Source organism: Variovorax sp. NFACC27, from assembly GCF_048301545.1.
In the GTDB taxonomy this organism is placed as follows: Bacteria; Pseudomonadota; Gammaproteobacteria; order Burkholderiales; family Burkholderiaceae_C; genus Variovorax; species Variovorax gossypii.
The window spans coordinates 615,876-636,700 of record NZ_CP157613.1 but is presented as its reverse complement, the minus strand read 5'-3'; the positions used below and the strand labels follow the sequence as shown (position 1 = coordinate 636,700).

Here is a 20,825-nt window from a genome sequence, read left to right as displayed (position 1 = left end):
CGCCTCCTCAGACGACCATGCTCAGCAGCATGATGAAGACGATGGCCACGACCGAGATCAGCGTTTCCATCACGGTCCAGGTCTTGAAGGTCTCGGCCACCGTCATGTTGAAGTATTGCTTCACCAGCCAGAAGCCGGCGTCGTTGACGTGCGAAAGAATCAGCGAGCCCGCGCCGGTGGCCAGCACCAGCAGTTCGCGGTTCACGCCCGGCACCATGGTCGCCAGCGGCGCGACGATGCCCGCGCCGGTGATGGTGGCGACGGTGGCCGAGCCGGTGGCGATGCGGATCAGCCCCGCCACCAGCCATGCGAGCAGGATCGGCGAGACCTGCGCATGCAGCGCCATCTGCCCGATCGCGTTGCCCACGCCGCTGGCCACCAGCATCTGCTTGAAGCCGCCGCCCGCGCCGATGATCAGCACGATGGCCGCGGTGGGCGCGAGGCTGTCGTCGACGAACTTCATGATCTGCTTCGACGTGAAGCCGCGCGCGACGCCGAAGGTGTAGAGCGACAGCAGCAGCGCCGCCAGCAGCGCGGTGATCGGGTGGCCGATGAAGTCCATCCACTGGCGCACGATGTTCTTCTCGTCCAGCGCCACGTCGGCAAAGGTCTTCAGCAGCATCAGCGCCACCGGCAGCAGCACCGTGACCAGCGTGATGCCGAAGCCGGGCAGCTCGCGCGCCTCGGGCTCGTGTGCCAGCTGCTCCATCAGCTCGGGCGAGGCCTCGCCCGGCACGTACTTCGAGATGAACTTGCCGAAGATCGGGCCCGCGATCATCGCGGTGGGCAGGCCGACGATCAGGCCGTAGAAGATGGTCTTGCCGATGTCGGCATTGAAGACGCCGATGGCCAGCAGCGGCCCCGGATGCGGCGGCACCAGGCCGTGCACCACCGACAGGCCCGCCAGCAGCGGAATGCCGATGCGGATGAGCGACACGCCGGTGCGCCGCGCGACGATGAACACGAGCGGGATCAGCAGCACGAAGCCGATCTCGAAGAACAGCGGAATGCCGACCAGGAAGGCGGCGAACATCATCGCCCAGTGCACGCGCTCGCGGCCGAAGGCGTCGATCAGCGTGCGCGCGATGCGGTCGGCGCCGCCCGACTCCGCCATCATCTTGCCGAGCATGGTGCCCAGGCCGAGCACGATGCCCACGAAGCCCAGCACGCCGCCGAAGCCGTCCTGGAAGGACTTCATGACCTTGTCCACCGGCATGCCCGATGTCAGGCCCAGGAAGCCGGCGGCCAGCGTCAGCGCGATGAAGGGGTGCACGCGCCAGCGCGTGATCAGAAGGATCAGCCCGACGATCGCCACCAGGGCGTCGACGAGCAGGAAGATCTCTTGGCTCATTCCGAACATGGGTGTCTCCTGGATCCGGGCCTGCCCAAGAAGAAGGCAAAAAGGGGCGGTCCGGCGGGTGGGACGGCATTCTGGATAGCGCTGTCCCGCACAATTCAAAAAAAGCCAGCTCTGGTGCGCGCTCGGGTTTTTCCGAATCGGACAAGGGCTGGGATAGCGCTATCCTAGGACAGCGCTGTCCAATTCCGGATTGGTAATAACCCTGAGAAACGACCGACCATGGCCGACACCCCCGACCGCCCGCGCTCCCGCTCTTCCAGCCAGGTCACCCTCGACGACGTGGCCCGCGCCTGCGGGGTGAGCCCGATCACGGTGTCGCGGGCGCTGCGCGGCGCGCGCAACGTGGCGCCCGAGCTGCAGGCCCGCGTGCAGGCGGCGGCGGACCAGCTCGGCTACGTGCCCAACGTGGCGGCGCGCGCGCTGGCCTCGGCGCGCAGCTCGCACGTGGCGGTGCTGATCCCCTCGCTGACCAACCAGCTCTTCGTGGAGCTGCTCGAGGCGGTGCAGGACGCGCTGTCGCCGCACGGCTTCCAGTCGCTGATCGGCGTGACGCACTACGACCCGGCGCAGGAAGAGGCGCTGCTGCGCAGCTACCTCTCGCAGCGGCCGGCTGGCGTGCTGCTCACGGGCTTCGACCGCGGCCCCACGGCCGCGCAGCTGCTGGAGCGCAGCAACGCGCCCTGCGTGTACCTGATGGAAACCTCCACCGAGCCCGGCGTCCACAGCGTGGGCTTCTCGCAGCAGGACGCGGGCCGCGCCATCGTGCAGCACCTGCTGCAGCGAGGCCGCCGGCGCATCGCGTATGCCGCCGGCCAGCTCGATCCGCGCGTGATGCTGCGCCTGGAAGGCTATCGCGAGGCGCTGCGCGCGGCAGGCTGCCACGATCCGGCGCTCGAACTGCTGGTGCCGGGCCCGACCTCCATGGCGCTGGGCGGCCGCCAGTTCGAGGACCTGCTCGCGCGCCACCCCGACGTGGACGCCATCTTCTATTGCAACGACGACCTCGCCCAGGGCGGGCTGCTGGCCGCGCTGCGCACCGGCGTCTCGGTGCCGCAGCGGGTGGCGATCGCCGGCTTCAACGATCTGGGCGGCAGCGACCAGATGCTGCCGCCGCTGACCACCGTGCGCACCCCGCGCCGCGAGATCGGCGAACGCGCGGCCGCGATGCTGCTGGCGCTGATGCGCGGAGAGACGGTGGCCGAGCGAACGATGGACCTGGGCTTCGAACTGCTGGTGCGGCAGAGCAGCTGAAGCGGCGAACGGCGTGCCGCCTACAGCGCCAGCGCCGCCACTTCCGCGCTGCCGAGCGCGCCGCCGTAGATGCGGAAATCGTCGATGCGGCCCTTCAGATAGGCGTCGCTGGCGTACTGCGAACGGCCCAGCCAGTTCTGCGTCGTCGCGCCGAGGTCGATGGGCGCGAGGCTCATCTGCGTATTGGAGCCGGCCTCGACACCGTCGACATACAGGGTGCCGAGCGTGTCCGACACAGTCACCGCGACGTGTACCCACCGGCCCGTGGGCAGCGCCGCCGCGCCGTCGATCACCTGCTCGTTGTAGCCGTGCTCGGTGGTGATGGAAAAGCGCGGCACGCCGCTGCCGTTGCGCACGGTCAGCATCATGTAGCGGCGCGTGCCGGAGCCGAAGTCGAAGACGCGCGACCATGTCGCGAGAGTGTCGATGTAGAGCCAGGCGGTGATGCTGAAGTCGGCGAAGCTCTTCGCCGCGCCCGCCGGCAGTGCCACGCAGCCGTTCGTACCCCCGAGGGCGACGGCGTTGCCCTGGCGTCCGGCGGTCCACGTCGCATCGCCCTGCAGTTCGCCGGCCGCGAACCGGCCGGTGGCGTCGACGGCCTGCGTGCCTGTGGATTCATCGAACTTGAGCTGCAGCAGCAGTTCGGCCTTGATCGCCGCCCGCTCCTCGTTGGACGCGGCGCTCTCGCCCGAGGCGCCGGTCGCCACGACCACGTAGTACCAGACGTCGCCGGCCGCGACGGTGCTGTCCGTGAAGCTGAGCGTGTCGGTGATGCCCGAGGCGATGTCGGTGTAGGGGCCTCCCGCGGTGCTCGCGCGCCTGACGGTGTAGCTCTGCGCGTCGGGGCAGCCCCACCATGACAGCAGCACCTGCGTGCCGCGCACGCGGGCCGTGAGGCCGGTCGGTTTGCCCTGCGCCGTGAGCGGATCGCGCGTGAAGGTCAGCGTGCCGAAGCCCAGCTGGTCGCCGTTGCCGCCGTCGTACTCGGGGCGCATCTGAATGGCCTGCAGCAGGCTGTAGGGCGTGGCGACGCCGAGGCGGTTCGCATAGTGGTTGTAGATGCTCTCCCAGACCACGCGCCGGTGCCCCTGCCCCGCCGTCGACAGCACCGACTGCGTGCCCTGCCTGTTGACGTTGGTGAAGTAGGGCACGGTGTAGAAGGTGCCGGTGCTGCTGTCGGTGAGGTTGGACTTGGCGACGTACTCCGCGCCCGCGAGGAAGCGGTTGTTCTCGTAGCCGTAGGTGTCGTCGCCCTGGTTCCACGCCATCTCGTGGAACGCGGCCGCGAGGCCGATGCCCAGCGTGCAGTGGCCCTGGTCGCGGCCGCTTTCCTGCCACTGGCCCAGGTAGCCGGGATGCACGTGGTAGACCGCCTGCAGGCCCGCGCCGTTGCCCTGGCCGGCCTTGAAGTAGCTCATCGCCTCGTCGTAGATGTCCGTGCGGTCGCACAGCACGCCGATGGCCAGCATCGAGGCGATGTTGCACAGGTCCCAGTTGGCCCAGTAGTTGGTGATCTCCGAGCCGTTGTGGTCGAGCAGGAAGCTGTGGTTGAGCGGGTAGAACAGCGTGAGCATCATGTTCTGGAAGCGCGCGAAGTCGCTCGCGGCCCAGCCCTCGTAGCTGCGCATGATCTCGCCCGCGTTGGCGAACTGGTAGCCGTAGATGCCGGCCGCGAGGAAGCGGTCGGAGTTGCCGGTGAGCGTGGTCATCGTGGAAGACCAGGCATTGAGGAAGACGACCGCGAGGTCGGCATAGCGCGTGTCCTGCGAGACCTTCCAGCGCAGCGCGAGCTGATAGGCGCGCGCGATGTCGATGTACATCTGCGCGAAGTTCGAGTCGTCCCCGCCGCGGATCACCGTGGCCAGCGGGCGCGGCGTGGCGCCGAGCTGCGAGCGGCCGTTGGAGGTGAGCGCGTTCCAGCCTTCGAGCCAGGGCTGCGCCTGCGCCGCGACCTTCTGGCGCATGCGCTCGAAGTCGGCCTCGGTGTGCAGCAGGCCGGGGTGGACGAACTTGCGGGCCTGCGCCTCGGGTGTCGCCGATGCGGGGTCGGCTGCCGTGACGGTGCCGGCGGTATCGGTGGCGGTAGTCGTCGTCTGCTGCGAGCCGGCGGACTGCGCGCCGGTGCCCGTCACCGGAAAGGAGAAGCTGCCTCCGCCGCCTCCGCAAGCCGTCGTTCCAAGGGCCAGGGCGCCTGCGGTGCCCAGAAGGAAAACACGGCGGTCCAGGGAGAGGCCGTTCTTGTCATCGTCCAACGAATGCATCCTTGCCGAAATCTGTAAATAAATGATTCAGCAACATGCATGCCCATCCGCCTGCGCCTGCGCACGGCGTGCCATTGCCCGCACCGGTGAATGCAATGGCATGCATTGCGTCGGAAATGCATGTATTGGCGTGACATTCGCTGTCACACCCGCGCGCGGCGCGCCCAGGAATGTCAGTGCCAGTTCGCCGGCCTTGCGGCGAACTCAGGCGCTTTCCGCGCTCGCCTCGACGTGGATGAGCTCGACGATGGCCTGCATCAGCGTGGCCGCGCTGACCGGCTTGAACAGCACGGGCACGCCCCACTCGCGCACGCGCTGCAGGCGGTCGGGCGCGGTCTCGCCGGTGATCAGCAGCATCGGCGCGTCGAGCCGGAAGCGCTCGCGCAGCCGCAGCCCGACCTGGAGCCCCTCGGCGCCCTCGCCCAGGCGGTAGTCGCACATCAGCAATGCCACGGGGTTGGGGTCCGCGTCGGGCTGCGTGAGCACTTCCACGGCCTCGGCTTCGTCGGCCACCGCCACGACCTCGATGCCGTAGGCGCGCATGAGTTCGGTCATCGCCTCGCGGATGTCTTCCTCGTCGTCGATCAGCAGCACGCGCCCGCCGAGCTCCGGCACCTGGAAGAAGTGGCGCACGGGCGATTCGAGCTCCTGCAGCAGAAGGCTGTCCCGCGACGCATCGGTGGGCTCGGCCAGCGGCACCGTGAGGCGAAAGCGCGTGCCGCGTCCGGGGCGCGAGCGCAGCTGCACCGCGTGGCCGAGCAGGCGACCGAGGCGCCGCACGATCGACAGGCCGATGCCCAGGCCGCGCGAGCGGTCGCGCCCCGGGTTGTTGACCTGGTAGAACTCCTCGAAGATCCGGTCCGCCTGTTCCGGCGCGATGCCGATGCCGGTGTCGCGCACTTCGATCCACGCCTGCTCGCCGCGCCTGCGCGCGACCACCGTCACGCCGCCCTGGCGCGTGTACTTCAGGGCGTTGTCGACGAGGTTGGAGAGCATGCGGTACAGCAGCTGCGGATCGCTGTGCACCCACAGGCCGCTGGCGCGCACGCGCAGCTGCAGCTTCTTGCGCTCGGCCAGTACCGAGAAGGTGTTGTGCAGCGGCAGGAACAGTTCGTCGAGCTCCAGCGCGTGCGGCATGGGCTGGACCACGCCCGCGTCGAGGCGCGAGATGTCGAGCATGGTGTCGAGCGAGGCGCCGAGCGCGTTGACCGCGCGCATCAGGCGCTCGACATTCCTGACCTCGGGGCGATGGCGCAGCGTGTTGCCCAAGGCCGCGCCGAAGAGCGCGATGGCATGCATCGGCTGGCGCAGGTCGTGACTGGCCGCGGCGAGGAAGTGGGTCTTCTCGGCGCTGGCGCGCTCGGTGGCCGCGATCTGCTCGCGCAACTGGGCCGCGAGTGCCTCGTTCTCGAACTGCAGGATCAGCGAGGCCGTGAGCCGCCTGTTCTGCTTGACGCCTTCGCTCAGCGTCAGCACCAGGTTGACGAAGGCGAAGCCCGCCAGGAACCAGTTGAGCGCGCCGCCGTACCAGGCCAGCGAGACGATCAGCCCGCTCATCATGGGAATGCCGTAGCCGAACATGGCCCTCTTCAGCGGCCAGCGGGCCTGCACGGCGCGGGTCCAGCTGCCCATGATCACCACCGTCACGAAAGTGGTCAGCATCGGGTCCTGGATGCTGACGAGGAAGAGGCTGCTGGGCGCGGTGATGGTGCTGATGATGGTGACGATCCGGGTGTACTTCTTCTCCCAGTAGGGCGTCTCGGCCAGCGGCACCGCCGGCGTCCAGCGCGGCGTGAACAACGCGTACAGGTCGACCAGCACGATCGCCGCGATCAGCGCGACGATCAGCAGCCTGAAAGCCGGGTTCACGTAGAAGTAGCCGAAGCAGCCGATGACGATGGCGAAGCCCATGTGCGCCGCGATGGCCGTGGTGTTGCCCGCGTACACGGAGGCCACGTGCTCGCGCAGCACGCGCATCTCGAGCGTGGCGTCGACGGGCAGGCGCCCGGGGGTCTGGTCGTTCATTGCCTTTGTCTCCCTCCGGGGTCTTTCGCGAGCCCCGTTTTTTTCCGACCCGCCGCGGCGGGACTCAGCGCAGGCTGCTGATCAGCTGCGCGCGCGAGCGCATCCCGAACTGCAGCAGGATGCCGGCGACATAGTTCTTCACCGTGCCCTCGCTGATCTCGGCGAGCAGCGCGATCTCGTGGTTGCTCTTTCCCTCCAGCAGCCAGTTGAGCACCTGCAGCTGCCGCTTCGTCAGCTTGTGGCGGGCATTGCTGGACGAGGGCTGCGCGACGTCGACGACCGACGGCGCGGGAAAGGCCTGGTAGTTCACCGCGTCGCCGCCCAGGAGCCCGCAGGCGCGGATGAAGCTCACGACTTCCCTGAGCGTCGCGGACTTCGGCAGGAAGGCGAAGGCGCCCAGCGTCATCGCTCCCTGCGCCAGCGTGTCCTGCGCGAGCGAGGTGGTCCCGGTGCCCGAAAGCACCACGACGCGCGCGGCGGGATAGCGCGAGCGGAATTCCATGAGGCCGCTCAGGCCCTGCGTGTCGGGCAGCGCGAGGTCCAGCAGCACGAGTTCGATCGCGTCCTGGTTGTCCTCGTAGATGGCCATGGCCTCGGCGAGGTCTCCGGCCTCGAGCACCTCGATGGGCGTCGCCGACACGTTGGCCTGCAGCAACGCGCACACGCCCATCCTCACGAGGTCGTGGTCGTCCACGACCAGGATGGCGCGCGGCCTTGCGGGATCCTGCGTCGCCTCGGGAATCGGGGATGAGGTCCTGTCGGTCGCTGTCATGGGCGGATGCTATGTGCCGCCGGAACCGCCCTGTAAGTGCCCAAAGTCATGTTCGCAGTCAGAATGTCGGCCATGGAATCCCTGATCGAACAACTCTCCGGCTCGGTGGCTTCGGCCAAGACCCTGGAGGACCTGACCCGTCCGATGCTCGAGATGCTCGAGGCGGTGACCGGCCTGGAATCGACCTACCTCACCACCATCGATCTCGACAAGGGCCAGCAGCACATCCTGTTCTCGCGCAACGTGCGGCAGCTGAGCATTCCCGAGGGCCTCACGGTGCCCTGGGCCGACACCCTGTGCAAGCGCGCCATGGAGGAAGGCCGCACCTACACCGGCGACGTCGCGAGCTGCTGGGGCGACTCCGACGCAGCGCGGGAACTCGGCATCCAGACCTACGTGAGCACGCCGGTCAAGACCGAGAGCGGCGGCCTGTTCGGCACCCTGTGCGCCGCCAGCGCCGCGCAGCATCCGCTGGCGCCGCACGCCGAGCCGGTGCTGCAGCTGTTCGCGCGGCTGATCGGCCAGCAGGTCGAGCGCGAGCTGCTCTACCGCAAGCTCGAGAAGGCCCACGCCGAGCTTGTCACCCTCGCCGCCACCGACGCGCTCACCGGCCTGCCGAACCGCCGCTCGCTCGTCGACGGCCTGCGCCGGCTGCTCGCGCAGGGCGAGCGCGACAGGCTCAGCGTGCTGGTGGGCTTCATCGACATGGACGGCTTCAAGAAGATCAACGACACGCACGGCCACGACATCGGCGACGAGTTCCTCGTGGCCATGGCCGGGCGGCTGTCGGCTTCGCTGCGTGCCGGCGAGCTGCTGGCGCGCAGCGGCGGCGACGAGTTCGTGGTTATCGGTGCCGGCCCCGCGCTGGGCGGGGCGACGAACGCCGCGGCGCGGGCGCTCGCCGACCGGCTGAGCGAATGCACCGTCGGCGACCTTCGCCTGCAGGGCACCACGCTGGCCTACGCCGGCGCCAGCGTCGGCGTGGTGGCGGTCGATCCGCGCGGCACCACCGCCGCGCAGGCGCTGCGCCAGGCCGACGAGGCCATGTACGCGGTCAAGCGCAGCCGCCGCAGCGTGCGCCATCACGCGGGCGAAGCCATTTCGGGTTGAACCGCCCCTGAACCGGAAAACTGGCGCCCCGCGGCGGCGCCCGTGCTCGTCCCCGATCCAGCGGGACTGAAGCTCCCCCAAAAAACGAATCCGATCGCCTCTGCGCGACGTACAGGCTTGTTGGCCGACAAGGGTCGGGGCCTGGGTCGTCCCCGAATTCATACAGTCGGGGCCGCCAAAGACAGTCCTCTCGTACTAATTAGTTCACATTTATTGTCAATGGTTAACTGATCCAAGAAAATGCCTCGGCATGGAAACTGGTGCGACGTTTATCGACTACTACGACAAGAAATCCTGCAGCTCGCAATGGCTGGAATTCAATCGCGGAATGGCCGCCGAATTGAGCGCCGGATTGCCGCCTGAGGATCTGCGGCAGCTCTTCTGCCGCGTCGGCCAGCATTTCGCGCAGGCCCTGCCCATTCCGCCCTGCCGCACGCTCGAGGAACTGCAAGACCGGTTCAACGAGCACTGGGACCGCATCGACTGGGGCTTCACCGTCCTGAGCGAGGAATCCGACGGCGTCGCCATCACCCATGCCTGCAGCCCGATCGCCATGGCCTTCGGCCCCGAGACCACGGGCTGGAGCGTGGGCTTCTTCGAAGGCGTGTACCAGGCCTGGTTCGATTCGCAGCGCATGCCCGCGTCGCTGCGCGTGCAGGCCCTGAAGACGGCCGCCGTGCAAGGCGAGCCCCGCGTCGACCTGCGGCTGTCGAAGGTGGCCGCATGAACACCGAGGACTCCGCTCCCGAAGACATAGCCGGCCTGTTCCGCAAGTTCGGCGGCAACTCGCACGGCTACAGGGAATTCGCGCCGCCCGAGGCCGAGACCGAGACGCCCCGCGTCTGGCCGCTGCTGTCGGGCCAGCGCATCGCGCATCCGCCGGCCGCCGCGGCGCCCGTTTCCTCTCCGGTCGCTACGGTCCCTGCGGCCGCGCCAGTCGCTCCGGTTGCGCCGTTCGCGCCCCCCGTGCACGCGCAGCCGCGCCCCGCGGCCGCCGCGCCGCAGCCCCGCGTCGAACCCGTTCTGCGCACGCCCCCTCCCGCCGCGGCTTCCTTCGCGGCACCTGCCGCCGACAGCACCGATGTCCAGCCCACGCCGCTCGAGCAGTTGTTCGAGCGCCTTGCCGGCCCGCAGCCGCCGTCTGCCGCGCCGGGGCCCTTGTCACGCTGGCGAAGGCCGACGTGACGATGGTTGTCATCCCAGTCATTTCCTCCAAGGGCGGCGTAGGCAAGACCACGATTGCCGCGAATCTCTGCACCGCGCTCGCGCAGCGCGGCCGGCAGGTGCTCGCGATCGACCTCGACCCGCAGAACGCCCTGCGCTTCCACATCGCCAATGAACCGCAGGACTGCGACAGCGGCCTGGTCGAAGCCGCCACGGGGCTGATCCCGTGGGCCCACACGATCCGCCCGGCCAGTGCCGGCGCGATGCTGCTGCCCTTCGGCGACGTCGACGACGAACGCCAGATCTCGTTCGAGCAGCAGCTGGCGCGCCACCCCGGCTGGCTGGCCGAGACGCTGCAGCGCTTCGGGCTGCCCGAGGGCACGCTGGTGCTGCTCGACACGCCGCCCGGTGCCTCGGTCTACCTGCAGCAGGCGCTGCGCGCCGCGCACTTCGGCGTCGTCACGGTGCTGGCGGACGCCGGCTCCTTCGCCACGCTGCCGATCGTCGAACGCATGATCGGCAAGTACGCCAGCCCGCGCGCCGACTACCTCGGCACCGGCTACGTGGTGAACCAGGTCGATCCGGGCAAGCGGCTGAACAACGACGTCTTCGAGATGTTGCGCCAGCGGCTGCGGCCCGAGCTGCTGGGCGTGCTCCACCTGGACCAGGCGGTCCCCGAGGCGCTGGCCTCCGCCTCGCCCGTGCAGCGCTACGCGCCGATGAGCCAGGCGGCCGAGGACTTCTCCTCCTGCGCCGAGCGGGTGCTCGAGCGCATCGAGACCGCCCGCCAGGCCGCCGCCTTCCCCTCCCTGCGGACCATGGAACCGAACCGATGAAAAGCGCCCCGTCCGCCCCCCTGCAGCAACCCGCGCCGCGGCCTGCCCCGGCCATCCTGCGGCTGCTGCCGGTGCGCATCCTCGGCTGGATCGCCGTGCTCGCGACGCTGCCCGCGCTGATCATCGCGCCCATGAGCTTCGAGCAGCAGATCGCGCTGTCGGTGGGCATATTCCTGGCCGCGCTCGTCACCAACCGGTTTCGCGGTCGCTTCGCCAGCCTGGTGCTGATCTTCCTGTCTGTCGTCGTTTCATCGCGCTACACCTACTGGCGCGTGACCGAGACCATGTACATGGACAACCCGGTCGACCTGGTGCTGGGCGTGGGCCTGCTGATGGCCGAGCTGTACGCCTTCGTGGTGCTGCTGCTGGGCTACGTGCAGACCGCCTGGCCGCTGGAGCGCAAGCCGGTGCCGCTGCCCGATGACCCGGCCGAGTGGCCCACGGTCGACCTGTTCATCCCGACCTACAACGAGTCGCTGTCGGTGGTGCGCTCCACCGTGCTGGCCGCGCAGCTGATCGACTGGCCGCGCGACAAGCTCAAGATCTTCGTGCTCGACGATGGCCGCCGCGAGGAGTTCCGCGTGTTCTGCGAGGAGGTCGGCGTGACCCACGTCACGCGCGACAACAACCGCCACGCCAAGGCCGGCAACATCAATGCCGCGCTGAAGCACACCACGGGCGAGTTCGTCGCGATCTTCGACTGCGACCACATCCCCACGCGCTCGTTCATGCAGATCGCCATGGGCTGGTTCGGGCGCGATCCGAAGCTGGGCATGGTGCAGCTGCCCCACTACTTCTTCTCGGCCGACCCCTTCGAGCGCAATCTCGACACCTTCGGCACGGTGCCCAACGAGGGCGAGCTGTTCTACGGCCTGATCCAGGACGGCAACGACTTGTGGAACGCCACCTTCTTCTGCGGCTCCTGCGCGGTGCTGCGCCGGACCATCGTCGAGGAAGTGGGCGGCATCGCGGTGGAGACCGTGACGGAAGACGCCCACACCGCGCTGAAGATGCACCGCCTGGGCTACACCACCGCCTACCTGGCGCTGCCGCAGGCGGCCGGCCTGGCCACCGAGAGTCTCTCGGGCCACGTGGGCCAGCGCATCCGCTGGGCGCGCGGCATGGCGCAGATCTTCCGCATCGACAACCCGCTCTTCGGGCGCGGCCTGCACTGGGCGCAGCGCCTTTGCTACGTGAACGCGATGCTGCACTTCCTGTACGGCCTGCCGCGGCTCATCTACCTGACGGCGCCGCTGGCCTACCTGTACTTCGGCGCGAGCGTGATCCACGCATCGGCGTCGATGATCTTCGCCTTCGCGCTGCCGCACATCCTGCACGCCAACCTCACCAACAGCCGCATCCAGGGGCGCTTTCGCTACCTGCTGTGGAACGAGGTCTACGAGGCGGTGCTGGCCTGGTACATCTTCCGGCCGACGCTGGTGGCGCTCATCAACCCCAAGCTGGGCAGCTTCAACGTGACGGCCAAGGGCGGCCTGATCCAGGAGGAGTACTTCGACAGCAGCATCGCCAAGGCCAGCCTGGTGCTGCTGGCGCTGAACTTCGTCGGCGTGTGCCTGGGGCTGTGGCGCCTGAGCTGGGTCGACCCGCAGAACATCGCCACCGTCTGGCTCAACCTGGCCTGGACGGTCTACAACATGATGATCCTGGGCGCCTGCGTGGCCGCCGCCAACGAGTCGCGCCAGCTGCGCAGCTCGCACCGCGTGGAGCTCAGCCTGCCGGCCACGCTGTATTTCGCCGACGGCCGCTCGCTTCGCTGCAACACCTTCGACTTCTCCAGCGGCGGGCTCGGCGTCGAGCTGCCGCAGGACATGAAGCTCGACCCCGAGACCCCGGTCGACATCGCGCTCTATCGCAACGACCTGGAGTCGCGCTTCGCCGCGACGGTGCGCTTCAGCGGCGGCAAGCGGCTGGGCCTGCGCTTCGCGCCGATGAGCTTCGCGCAGGAGCGCGCGCTGGTGCAGTGCACGACCGCGCGCGCCGACATCTGGGCCGCGCGCTGGGGCAACCACCCGCGCGTGCCGATCCACCGCGTGCTCGGCCACATCATCAGCATCAGCGGCACCGGTTTCCGCGACATGTTCAGCCACTACTACCGCGCGACCGCCGCGCGGCTGCGCCCCGCCAAAGCAAAGGAATCGACGTGATGTCCACCCTGTGCGCGCGTCGTCCCGACGCGCCTCTCGTCCGGGCGCCAGCGCGCGCCGCCACCGCCGTGCTGCTCGCCGCGGCCCTCGCCTGCGCCATGGGCGCCACGGGCGCGGCGGCGCAGCCGGGCCCGGTCGCCGCACCGGCGGCAGGGGGCGCGGCCGCGAGCGCCAGCGTGCGCGAGCACAACCTCACGCAGCTGGGCATCGACTACGCCGTGCAGCTGCGCGGCATCAGCGGCACGATCGGCATCCCGTTCAACGTGCGCGCCGACGAGCTGGTCACGGCCGCGTCGTTCAAGCTGAACTACGCCTACTCGCCCTCGCTGATCCCCGAGCTGTCGCACCTGAAGGTCACGGTCAACGACGTGCTGGTGGCCACGCTGCCGGTGAACCGCGCCGACGCGGGCAAGCCGCAGACGGCCGAGATCCCGATCGACCGGCGCCTGATCACCGAGTTCAACCGCATCAACGTCCAGCTCGTGGGCCACTACACGCGTGAATGCGAGGACCCGGCCCACACCAGCCTGTGGGCGCACATCGACGCATCGAGTGCGCTGAAGCTGACGGTGGCGCCGCTGAAGCTCGCGAACGACCTGGCGAAGCTGCCCCTGCCCTTCTTCGACCGCCGCGACGTGCAGCGCGCGCGCATTCCCTTCGTCTTCGGCACCGCCGCCGCGGGCCCGGTGCTCGAGGCGGCCGGCGTGGTGTCTTCGTGGTTCGGCGCGCTGGCCGACTACCGTGGCGCGACTTTCCCGGTGTCGGGCGGCGACCTGCCCACGGGCCACGCGGTGGTGTTCGTCACGCCGGAGTCGAGCATTCCGGGCCTCGCGCTGCCCGCGATCCAGGGCCCGGGCCTGGCCGTGGTCGACAACCCGCGCGACGCCGCCGGCAAGCTGCTGCTGGTGATGGGCCGCACGCCGGCCGACCTGCGCACCGCCGCCGCGGCGCTGACGCTCAACAGCCAGGCCTTCGCGGGCGCCGCGGCCGCGGTCACCGCCTTCCAGGAGCCGCCGGCGCGCAAGCCCTACGACGCGCCGCGCTGGGTTCCGAGCGACCGCGCGCTGCAGTTCGGCGAGCTGACGACGGCCGCCGACCTCTCGGTGTCGGGCTACAACCCCGACGTGGTCCGCGTCAACCTGCAGCTGCCGCCCGACCTCTTCACCTGGCGCAGCCGCGGCATTCCGCTCGACCTGCGCTACCGCTACACGCCGCGCGTGCGGCCCGACCAGTCGACGCTGAACGTCAACGTCAACGAGAACTTCGTGGGCGGCCTGCCGCTGCGCTCGGCCAACCCGGCCGGCGACCGCTGGTGGAACCCGCTGGCCGTGAAGCTGATGCCCGACGGCACGCTGGCCGAGCACAAGGAAGTGATCCTGCCGCCGCTGGCCATGGGCCCGCGCAGCCAGCTTCGCCTGCACTACTACTTCGAGCCCGTGGGCGGGCGCTGCGTGCCGCAGCTGGACAACGTGCGCGGCGCGATCGACCCGACCTCCACCATCGACGTGTCGGGCTTCCCGCACTTCATCGCGATGCCCGAGCTCGCGGCGTACGCCAACGGCGGCTTCCCGTTCTCGCGCATGGCCGACCTGTCGGAAACCGCGGTGATCCTGCCCACGCAGCCCGACAGCGCCGACACCGAGACCTACCTCGGCCTGCTCGGCCAGATCGGCCGCTCCACCGGCTACCCGGCGCTGCGCGTGAAGGTGGGCACTCCGTCGGAAGCCGTGCAGCTCGCCGACAAGGACCTGCTGGTGATCGGCAACCTGCAGAGCCAGCCGCTCTTCACGCAGTGGGCCGACAAGATGCCGCTCAAGCGCAACGGCGCGGCGCCCGAGATCAAGCTCGGCAGCTGGATCGACAACACCATCGACTTCGTGATCGGCGCGCGCACGCGCGAGGACCTGCCGGGCTCGATGCAGATCGCGATCACCGGCGACGGCCGCGACGCCGTGCTCGCGGGCTTCGAGTCGCCGCTGCGCGGCGGCCGCAGCGTGGTCGCCGCCATCACCGGCCCCGACTCGAAGGAGGCGCTGCTCAACACGCTGATGACGCCCGAGCTGCTCAAGCGCGTGCAGGGCAGCATGACGATCATGCGCGACACGCAGGTCAACAGCGTGCTCGGCGGCGACACCTACTACGTCGGCCGCCTGCCGCCCATCGCCTGGGTGCAGTGGAACCTGTCGCGCAGCCCGCTGATGCTGGCCGGGCTGGTGCTCGTGCTGGCGCTGCTGGGCGCGGCCGTTTCGTATGCCGGCCTGCAGCTGCGGGCGCGCAAGCGCCTGTCGGTGGGCAGCGCGAAAACCAAGTAAGCGATCCATGCGACGACTGCCGACCCCGTCCGCCCACCGCCGCGCCCTGCTCGGCGCGGCCGGGCTCGCGCTGGCGCTGCCGAAGCTCGCGGCCGCCGCGCAGTCGCAGGAGCCGGCGCCCGCCACCTGCCACCCGGCCACCGACTGGGCCGCCTTCGCGGCGCGCCACGTCCAGGCCGACGGCCGGGTGATCGACTTCAACACGCCGCAGCAGCAGTCGACCTCCGAAGGCCAGTCCTACGGCATGTTCTTCGCGCTGGTGCACAACGACCGCGCCGCCTTCGCGCGCATGCTGGCCTGGACCGAAGCCAACCTCGCGGGCGGCAGCCTCGCGAAGAAGCTGCCCGCCTGGCAATGGGGCCGCAAGCCCGAGGGCGGCTGGGGCGTGCTCGACGCCAATGCCGCGTCGGACGCCGACCTGTGGATCGCCTATGCGCTGATGGAAGGCGGCCGGCTGTGGAACGACGCCGGCTACCGCGCGCTCGGCCGCAGCCTGCTGGCACTGGCCGTGCGCGACGAGGTGGTGGCGCTGCCCGGCCTCGGCCGCATGCTGCTGCCCTGGCCCAAGTCGGTGGCCAGCGGGCCGTCGTGGCGGCTCAACCCCAGCTACATGCCGCTGCAGCTGCTGCGCTACTTCCAGCAGGCCGATCCCACGGGCCCGTGGGGCGAAGTCACGGACAACACGCTGCGCATGTTCGGCGCGGTCACGCCCAAGGGCTTCGCGCCCGACTGGTGCGCCTGGTCGCCGGACGAGCGCGCCTTCGTGGCCGATCCGCAGAAGGGGCTCACCGGCAGCTACGACGCCATCCGCACCTACCTCTGGGCGGGCATGCTTTCCGACAAGGATCCGGCGCGCAAGATGCTGCTGCTGAACCTGCGCGGCCCGGGCCAGCTGCTGGCCGAGCGCCAGCCGCTGCCCGAGTACGTCGACACCGCCAGCGGCGCCGGGCGGGGCATGGCGCCGCTCGGTTTCGCGGGCGCGATGCTGCCCTACCTCAAGGCGGTGGGGGCCACCGACGCGCTGGCGACCCAGGTCGCGCGCGTGCCCGGCGGCCGCGCCGCACCGGCAGCGCCCGGCACCGCGCCCTTGCCCTACTACGAACAATGCCTGCTCCTTTTCGGTCAGGCCTGGCACGACGGCCGATACGAATTCGGCCGCAACGGCCAGCTGCAACCCTCATGGAGAACGCTATGCCGTCCCAATCGACCGGCCTGAAGCCAGGGCGTCCCCCCTCTTTCCCCTTCGCGTTGTCGCCGCAGTCGCGGCAATGGATGGCCTGCTTCGGCATGCTCGCGGCGCTGTGCGCCGCCGTGCCCGCGCAGGCGCAGGTCGACGCCGGCGCGGCGCTGACCGAGCAGGGCAACTACTGGCAGGCCCAGGGCCGCGCCGAACTCGCGGAGGAAAGCTGGAAGAAGCTGCTGAGCATCCAGCCCCAGTCGACCGACGCGATGTACGGCATGGCGCAGGTCGAGCTGTCGCGCGGCAACACCGAGGCGGCGCGCGGCTGGATCGCGCGGCTGCGCAGCGCGAGCCCGAACGACGCCCGCCTGGCGCGCCTGCAGCAGCAGGCGCAGCAGCCCGGCGGCCAGCAGAGCACGCTGCAGCGCGCCCGCGCCGCCGCGCGCGCCGGCCGCGCCGCCGAGGCGGTGGAGCTGTACCGCAGCCAGTTCGACAACCGCCCGCCGCCCGAGGCGCTCGCGCTGGAGTACTACCAGGTGCTGGCAAGCACGCCGCAGGGCGCCGACGAAGGCCGCCGCGGCCTCGAGCAGTTGGTGAAGGAGCACCCGGACAACGCGAACTACAGGCTCGCGCTCGCGCAGCAGAAGACCTACAGCGAGTCCACGCGCCGCGCGGGCATCCGCGAGCTGGTAGAGCTGACGAAGCAGCCCGCCGTGGCAGCGGCCGCGCGCGCCGCCTGGCGCCAGGCGCTGATCTGGCTCGACGCGCGCCAGCCCGATGTCGCGCTCTACCAGGAGTACCTGGGCAGCAACCAGAACGACGCTGCCGTGACCGCGCGGCTGGAGACGCTCACCAAGGCCAGGACGGCCGCCGCGAACACGCCCGGCGTGCCCGTGGGCGAAGGCTTCCAGGCCCTCGACCGCGGCGACCCGGGCACCGCCGAGCAGCGCTTCCAGCAGGCGCTTCGCACCAAGCCGGACGACAGCGAGGCGCTGGGTGGCCTCGGCCTCGTGCGGCTGCGCCAGGAACGCTTTGCCGAAGCGCAGGAGCTGCTTGAACGCGCGGCGCGCGGCGGCGGCAGCAAGTGGAATTCGGCGCTGCAGAGCGCCACCTACTGGGCGCTGGTGGGCCAGGCCCGCGCCGCGCAGGCGAAGAACGACGCGCGCGGTGCGCAGTCGCTCTACGAACGCGCCGTGCGCATCGACCCGCGCGAGGCCGTGGGCCAGAACGCGCTGGCCGACCTGCGCCTGGCCGCCGGCGACTACGCCCAGGCCGAGCAGGGCTACAAGCGCGTGCTCGAGAGCAAGCCCCAGAACACGCAGGCGCTCAACGGCCTGATCTCGCTGTACGGCCAGACGGGCCGCGCCGACGAGGCGCTGGCGCTGTCGCGCCGCCTCACGCCCGAGCAGGCCACCCAGCTCGGCGGCCTGCGCAACCTGCAGGTCGACCAGGCCCGCAACCGCGCCCGCCAGCAGGCCGATGCCGGCGACGCGGCCGGCGCGCAGCGCACGCTCGAGGACGCCATGCTCGCGGCGCCCGACAGCCCGTGGGTGCGCCTCGACCTGGCCAACATCTACCGCAAGCAAGGCCTCGTGTCCGAGGCGCGCGGCGTGATGGAAGGGCTGCTGATGTCGCAGCCCGACATGCCCGACGCGCTCTACGCCAGCGCCCTGCTCGCCTCCGAGACGGGCGACGCGGCCGCCGGCATCCAGTACCTCGAACGCATTCCCGCGGGCTCGCGCACGCGCGACATGGCGGCGCTGCAGCGCCGCCTGTGGGCGCAGTCGCAAGCCGCGCGCGCGCTCGCGCTGGCGCGCCAGGGCCAGGCGGACGCCGCACGCGGCGTGCTCGCGCAGGCCGAGGCCACGCTGGGCGCCGACATGCCGGCCGAACTGTGGGGCCAGCTCGCGGGCGCCTATGCCGAGATCGGCGACGCACCGCGCGCCCTCGCCATGAGCCGCCAGTTGCTGGCGCGCACGCCGGTGCCGGGCACCGGTGACCGGCTGCTCTATGCGTCGGTGCTGCTCAAGACGAAGCAGGACATCGAACTCTCGGCCGTGCTGCGCCAGCTCGCGGGCACCAACATGACGGCCGCCCAGCGCAGCGACTTCGACAGCCTGCGCATAGCCTTCGCGCTGCGCCAGACCGACGCGCTGCGCGAAGCCGGCAACCTCGAGGCCGCCTACAACGCGATGGCACCGGTGCTCGCCGAGCGGCCGGAAGATCCGCAGGCGCTGGCCGCGCTGGCGCGGCTGTACTCGGCGGCGCGCGACGAAGGACAGGCGCTGGCGCTGTACCAGCGCATCCTGCAACGCAGCCCGACCGACCTCGACACTCTGCTCGCCGCCGCGGCCAGCGCCAGCGCGCAGCGCGAGCACAGCCAGGCCGAGAACTACGTGATGGCCGCGCTGAAGCAGGCGCCCGACCAGTCGCGCGTGCTGGCCGCCGCCGGACGCGTGTATCGCAACGCGGGCGAGAGCCGCAAGGCAGAGCAGTACCTGCGCGCGGCACTGGAGGCCGAGCGGCAGGTCGCTTCCGGCGGCTTCGCGCCGGGCGGCGTGCCAGTGCAGCAGATGCCGCCCGCCAATCCGTTCGCCGGCATGACCGGCGGCGCGCCGGGCGCGGCCATGCCCGCCGGCGCCCTGCCGGCCAACGGCAACCCGTTCGCGCAGGCGCGCATGCAGCCCGCGGTCTATCCGGCGGCTGCGGCGGCCGGGGCTTACCCGACGAGCTATCCGGCTGCATCGGCCTACCCGGTGGCGCAGCAGGCTGTTGCCTACCCGGGCTACCCGGTCGCGGCCGCGCCGGTCGCCCTGCCGTGGGATTCCGCCGCGCCGGCAGCTGCGGGCGCGAAGGGCCGCCAGTCGAGCGCGAAGACATCGACACGCACGGCGCGCAACAGCAGCCCGAACAACAATGTGCCGCAGGCCTCGGCCTATGTCGCGCCGTCGATGCAGCCCGTGCCGCAGTACCCGGTGCCGGGCAGCCGGCAGGCCGCGCCGGTCTACATCCCGCAGGCGCAGGGCGCCATGGCGGCGGCACCCGCCGGCTATCCGGCCTATCCGCAGGCCAATGCCGCCTACGCCCAGGCCAATACACGCCCCGAGCCGAGCTGGAACGCGCCGCTGCGCAGCGCGCCCGCGAGCACGCTGGCCTCGGAAGTGCAGGAACTCGAGTCGCAGCGCGCGGTGAGCCTCACCGCGGGCACGGTCTACCGCAACCGCGCGGGCGAGGCCGGCCTGAGCCGGCTCTCCGACTTCCAGCTGCCGGTGCAGGCGCGCTTCCCAGTCGGCGAGGGCAAGATCGTCGTTGGCGTGACGCCCACGGTGCTCGATGCCGGCACGCCGGCGAGCGACTATTCGACCGGCAGCCGCTTCGGCGGCGGGCCGGCCGCAGCCCTCGACGCGCTGCGCAACGGCACGTCGGCCGGCCAGCAGAACGCATCGGGCGTCGGCCTGAACGTGGGCTACGAGGGCAAGAACTTCGAGGCCGGCATCGGCACCACGCCGCTGGGCTTTCCCACCACCAACGTGGTCGGCAACGTCACCTTCAAGGGCAGCTTCGGCGACTCCTGGAACTACAAGGCCGACATCTCCCGCCGCGCGGTGACCGACAGCGTGCTGTCGTTCGCCGGCGCGAAGGACGAGCGCACCAACGAGCGCTGGGGCGGCGTGGTCGCCACCGGCGTGCGCGGCGACATCGGCTACGACGACGGCACCTACGGCGTGTACAGCTACCTGGCCGCGCACGGCATCACCGGCAAGAACGTGCAGAGCAACTCGCGCGTGGAGACCGGCGGCGGCGCCTACCTGCACCTGCTGAACAACCCGAACTCCAAGCTCACGCTGGGCATGAACATCGGGCTGATGGGCTACGAGAAGAACCTGAGCTACTACACCTTCGGGCAGGGCGGCTACTTCAGCCCGCAGAGCTTCGTGAGCGTGGCCTTCCCGGTCGACTGGAGCGGACGCAGCGACCGGCTCTCGTGGCGCGTGAACGCCTCGCTGGGCGTGCAGTCGTTCAACCAGAAGGCATCGCCCTACTTCCCGACGGACCCGTCGCGCAACGCCGCCGCATCGAGCGCGGCCTACCAGGCGCTGGCGCTGGGCCTGAGCAGCTCGAGCTACAACAACATGTACGCCAGCAGCTCCAAGACCGGCCTCGCCTACAACCTGGCCGCGGTGCTGGAGTATCAGCTTGCGCCGAAGATGTTCCTCGGCGGCTCGCTCGGTTTCAACAACGCACAGAACTACCGGCAGTTCACGGGCAGCGTCTACCTGCGCTATGTATTCGGCGGCTCGAACAGCATCGGCGTGCCCGGGTACGACAGCGGCGGCGCCACGCTGAGGCCGATGACCTCGCCCTACACGCCGCTGCTCTGATGCGCTG

At 70.3% G+C, this 20,825-nt stretch carries 13 protein-coding genes; 9 read left to right on the top strand and 4 right to left on the bottom strand.

Annotated elements, in window-relative coordinates:
- Nucleotides 1-7: 7 nt before the first annotated feature.
- Entirely contained in the window at nucleotides 8-1,360 is a 1,353-nt protein-coding gene (locus tag ABL840_RS02935) for a GntP family permease (RefSeq protein WP_093209991.1), read from the bottom strand.
- Between the two features lie 219 nt (nucleotides 1,361-1,579).
- On the opposite strand from ABL840_RS02935, the gene ABL840_RS02930 reads away from it, so the two are divergent.
- Nucleotides 1,580-2,611 carry a LacI family DNA-binding transcriptional regulator gene (locus ABL840_RS02930; protein ID WP_093301481.1) on the top strand — a complete coding sequence of 344 codons (1,032 nt, stop codon included), beginning with the start codon at nucleotides 1,580-1,582 and terminating at the stop codon, nucleotides 2,609-2,611.
- A gap of 20 nt (nucleotides 2,612-2,631) precedes the next feature.
- Here ABL840_RS02930 and ABL840_RS02925 read toward each other — a convergent pair whose 3' ends face one another.
- From ABL840_RS02925 to ABL840_RS02915, 3 genes are all read right to left on the bottom strand, one after another.
- The gene (locus ABL840_RS02925) at nucleotides 2,632-4,872 is read right to left on the bottom strand and encodes a LamG-like jellyroll fold domain-containing protein (RefSeq protein ID WP_093301479.1); all 2,241 of its coding nucleotides are present in this window, start codon (nucleotides 4,870-4,872) and stop codon (nucleotides 2,632-2,634) included.
- A gap of 204 nt (nucleotides 4,873-5,076) precedes the next feature.
- Nucleotides 5,077-6,897, bottom strand: a complete 1,821-nt coding sequence (locus tag ABL840_RS02920; protein ID WP_093301478.1) for a hybrid sensor histidine kinase/response regulator — start codon at nucleotides 6,895-6,897, stop codon at nucleotides 5,077-5,079.
- A 64-nt stretch (nucleotides 6,898-6,961) separates the two neighbouring features.
- Nucleotides 6,962-7,669, bottom strand: coding sequence for a response regulator transcription factor (locus ABL840_RS02915; protein ID WP_093209997.1), 708 nt, complete (start codon nucleotides 7,667-7,669; stop codon nucleotides 6,962-6,964).
- A gap of 72 nt (nucleotides 7,670-7,741) precedes the next feature.
- Here ABL840_RS02915 and ABL840_RS02910 point away from each other — a divergent pair, with 72 nt between their 5' ends.
- The 8 genes from ABL840_RS02910 to ABL840_RS02875 all read left to right on the top strand — a co-directional run bounded on the left by ABL840_RS02910 (nucleotide 7,742) and on the right by ABL840_RS02875 (nucleotide 20,818).
- Entirely contained in the window at nucleotides 7,742-8,779 is a 1,038-nt protein-coding gene (locus ABL840_RS02910; RefSeq protein WP_093209999.1) for a sensor domain-containing diguanylate cyclase, read from the top strand.
- 250 nt (nucleotides 8,780-9,029) lie between these two features.
- Entirely contained in the window at nucleotides 9,030-9,506 is a 477-nt protein-coding gene (gene bcsD, locus ABL840_RS02905; RefSeq protein WP_093210000.1) for a cellulose biosynthesis protein BcsD, read from the top strand.
- Nucleotides 9,503-9,964 carry a BcsR/BcsP family cellulose biosynthesis protein gene (bcsR, locus tag ABL840_RS02900; RefSeq protein WP_176947460.1) on the top strand — a complete coding sequence of 154 codons (462 nt, stop codon included), beginning with the start codon at nucleotides 9,503-9,505 and terminating at the stop codon, nucleotides 9,962-9,964. Before bcsD ends, bcsR begins: the two co-directional genes overlap by 4 nt.
- A gap of 2 nt (nucleotides 9,965-9,966) precedes the next feature.
- Entirely contained in the window at nucleotides 9,967-10,779 is an 813-nt protein-coding gene (gene bcsQ / locus ABL840_RS02895; RefSeq protein WP_176947459.1) for a cellulose biosynthesis protein BcsQ, read from the top strand.
- The gene (bcsA, locus tag ABL840_RS02890; RefSeq protein ID WP_093301473.1) at nucleotides 10,776-12,944 is read left to right on the top strand and encodes a UDP-forming cellulose synthase catalytic subunit; all 2,169 of its coding nucleotides are present in this window, start codon (nucleotides 10,776-10,778) and stop codon (nucleotides 12,942-12,944) included. The genes bcsQ and bcsA overlap by 4 nt, the downstream gene beginning before the upstream one ends.
- Nucleotides 12,944-15,256, top strand: coding sequence for a cellulose biosynthesis cyclic di-GMP-binding regulatory protein BcsB (bcsB, locus tag ABL840_RS02885; RefSeq protein WP_093301472.1), 2,313 nt, complete (start codon nucleotides 12,944-12,946; stop codon nucleotides 15,254-15,256). Before bcsA ends, bcsB begins: the two co-directional genes overlap by 1 nt.
- 7 nt (nucleotides 15,257-15,263) lie before the next feature.
- A complete protein-coding gene (gene bcsZ, locus ABL840_RS02880; protein WP_093301470.1) occupies nucleotides 15,264-16,472 on the top strand; it encodes a cellulose synthase complex periplasmic endoglucanase BcsZ in 1,209 nt (402 codons plus the stop codon).
- On the top strand, nucleotides 16,448-20,818 hold the full coding sequence (locus tag ABL840_RS02875) for a cellulose biosynthesis protein BcsC (RefSeq protein WP_093301469.1): 4,371 nt from the start codon (nucleotides 16,448-16,450) through the stop codon (nucleotides 20,816-20,818). The genes bcsZ and ABL840_RS02875 overlap by 25 nt, the downstream gene beginning before the upstream one ends.
- The last annotated feature ends 7 nt before the right edge of the window (nucleotides 20,819-20,825 follow it).

Coding starts and splice junctions, on each gene's coding strand:
- ABL840_RS02935 (WP_093209991.1), bottom strand. CDS start 1,360: ATGTTCGGAATGAGCCAAGAGATCTTCCTGCTCGTCGACGCCCTGGTG.
- ABL840_RS02930 (WP_093301481.1), top strand. CDS start 1,580: ATGGCCGACACCCCCGACCGCCCGCGCTCCCGCTCTTCCAGCCAGGTC.
- ABL840_RS02925 (WP_093301479.1), bottom strand. CDS start 4,872: ATGCATTCGTTGGACGATGACAAGAACGGCCTCTCCCTGGACCGCCGT.
- ABL840_RS02920 (WP_093301478.1), bottom strand. CDS start 6,897: ATGAACGACCAGACCCCCGGGCGCCTGCCCGTCGACGCCACGCTCGAG.
- ABL840_RS02915 (WP_093209997.1), bottom strand. CDS start 7,669: ATGACAGCGACCGACAGGACCTCATCCCCGATTCCCGAGGCGACGCAG.
- ABL840_RS02910 (WP_093209999.1), top strand. CDS start 7,742: ATGGAATCCCTGATCGAACAACTCTCCGGCTCGGTGGCTTCGGCCAAG.
- bcsD (WP_093210000.1), top strand. CDS start 9,030: ATGGAAACTGGTGCGACGTTTATCGACTACTACGACAAGAAATCCTGC.
- bcsR (WP_176947460.1), top strand. CDS start 9,503: ATGAACACCGAGGACTCCGCTCCCGAAGACATAGCCGGCCTGTTCCGC.
- bcsQ (WP_176947459.1), top strand. CDS start 9,967: ATGGTTGTCATCCCAGTCATTTCCTCCAAGGGCGGCGTAGGCAAGACC.
- bcsA (WP_093301473.1), top strand. CDS start 10,776: ATGAAAAGCGCCCCGTCCGCCCCCCTGCAGCAACCCGCGCCGCGGCCT.
- bcsB (WP_093301472.1), top strand. CDS start 12,944: ATGTCCACCCTGTGCGCGCGTCGTCCCGACGCGCCTCTCGTCCGGGCG.
- bcsZ (WP_093301470.1), top strand. CDS start 15,264: ATGCGACGACTGCCGACCCCGTCCGCCCACCGCCGCGCCCTGCTCGGC.
- ABL840_RS02875 (WP_093301469.1), top strand. CDS start 16,448: ATGCCGTCCCAATCGACCGGCCTGAAGCCAGGGCGTCCCCCCTCTTTC.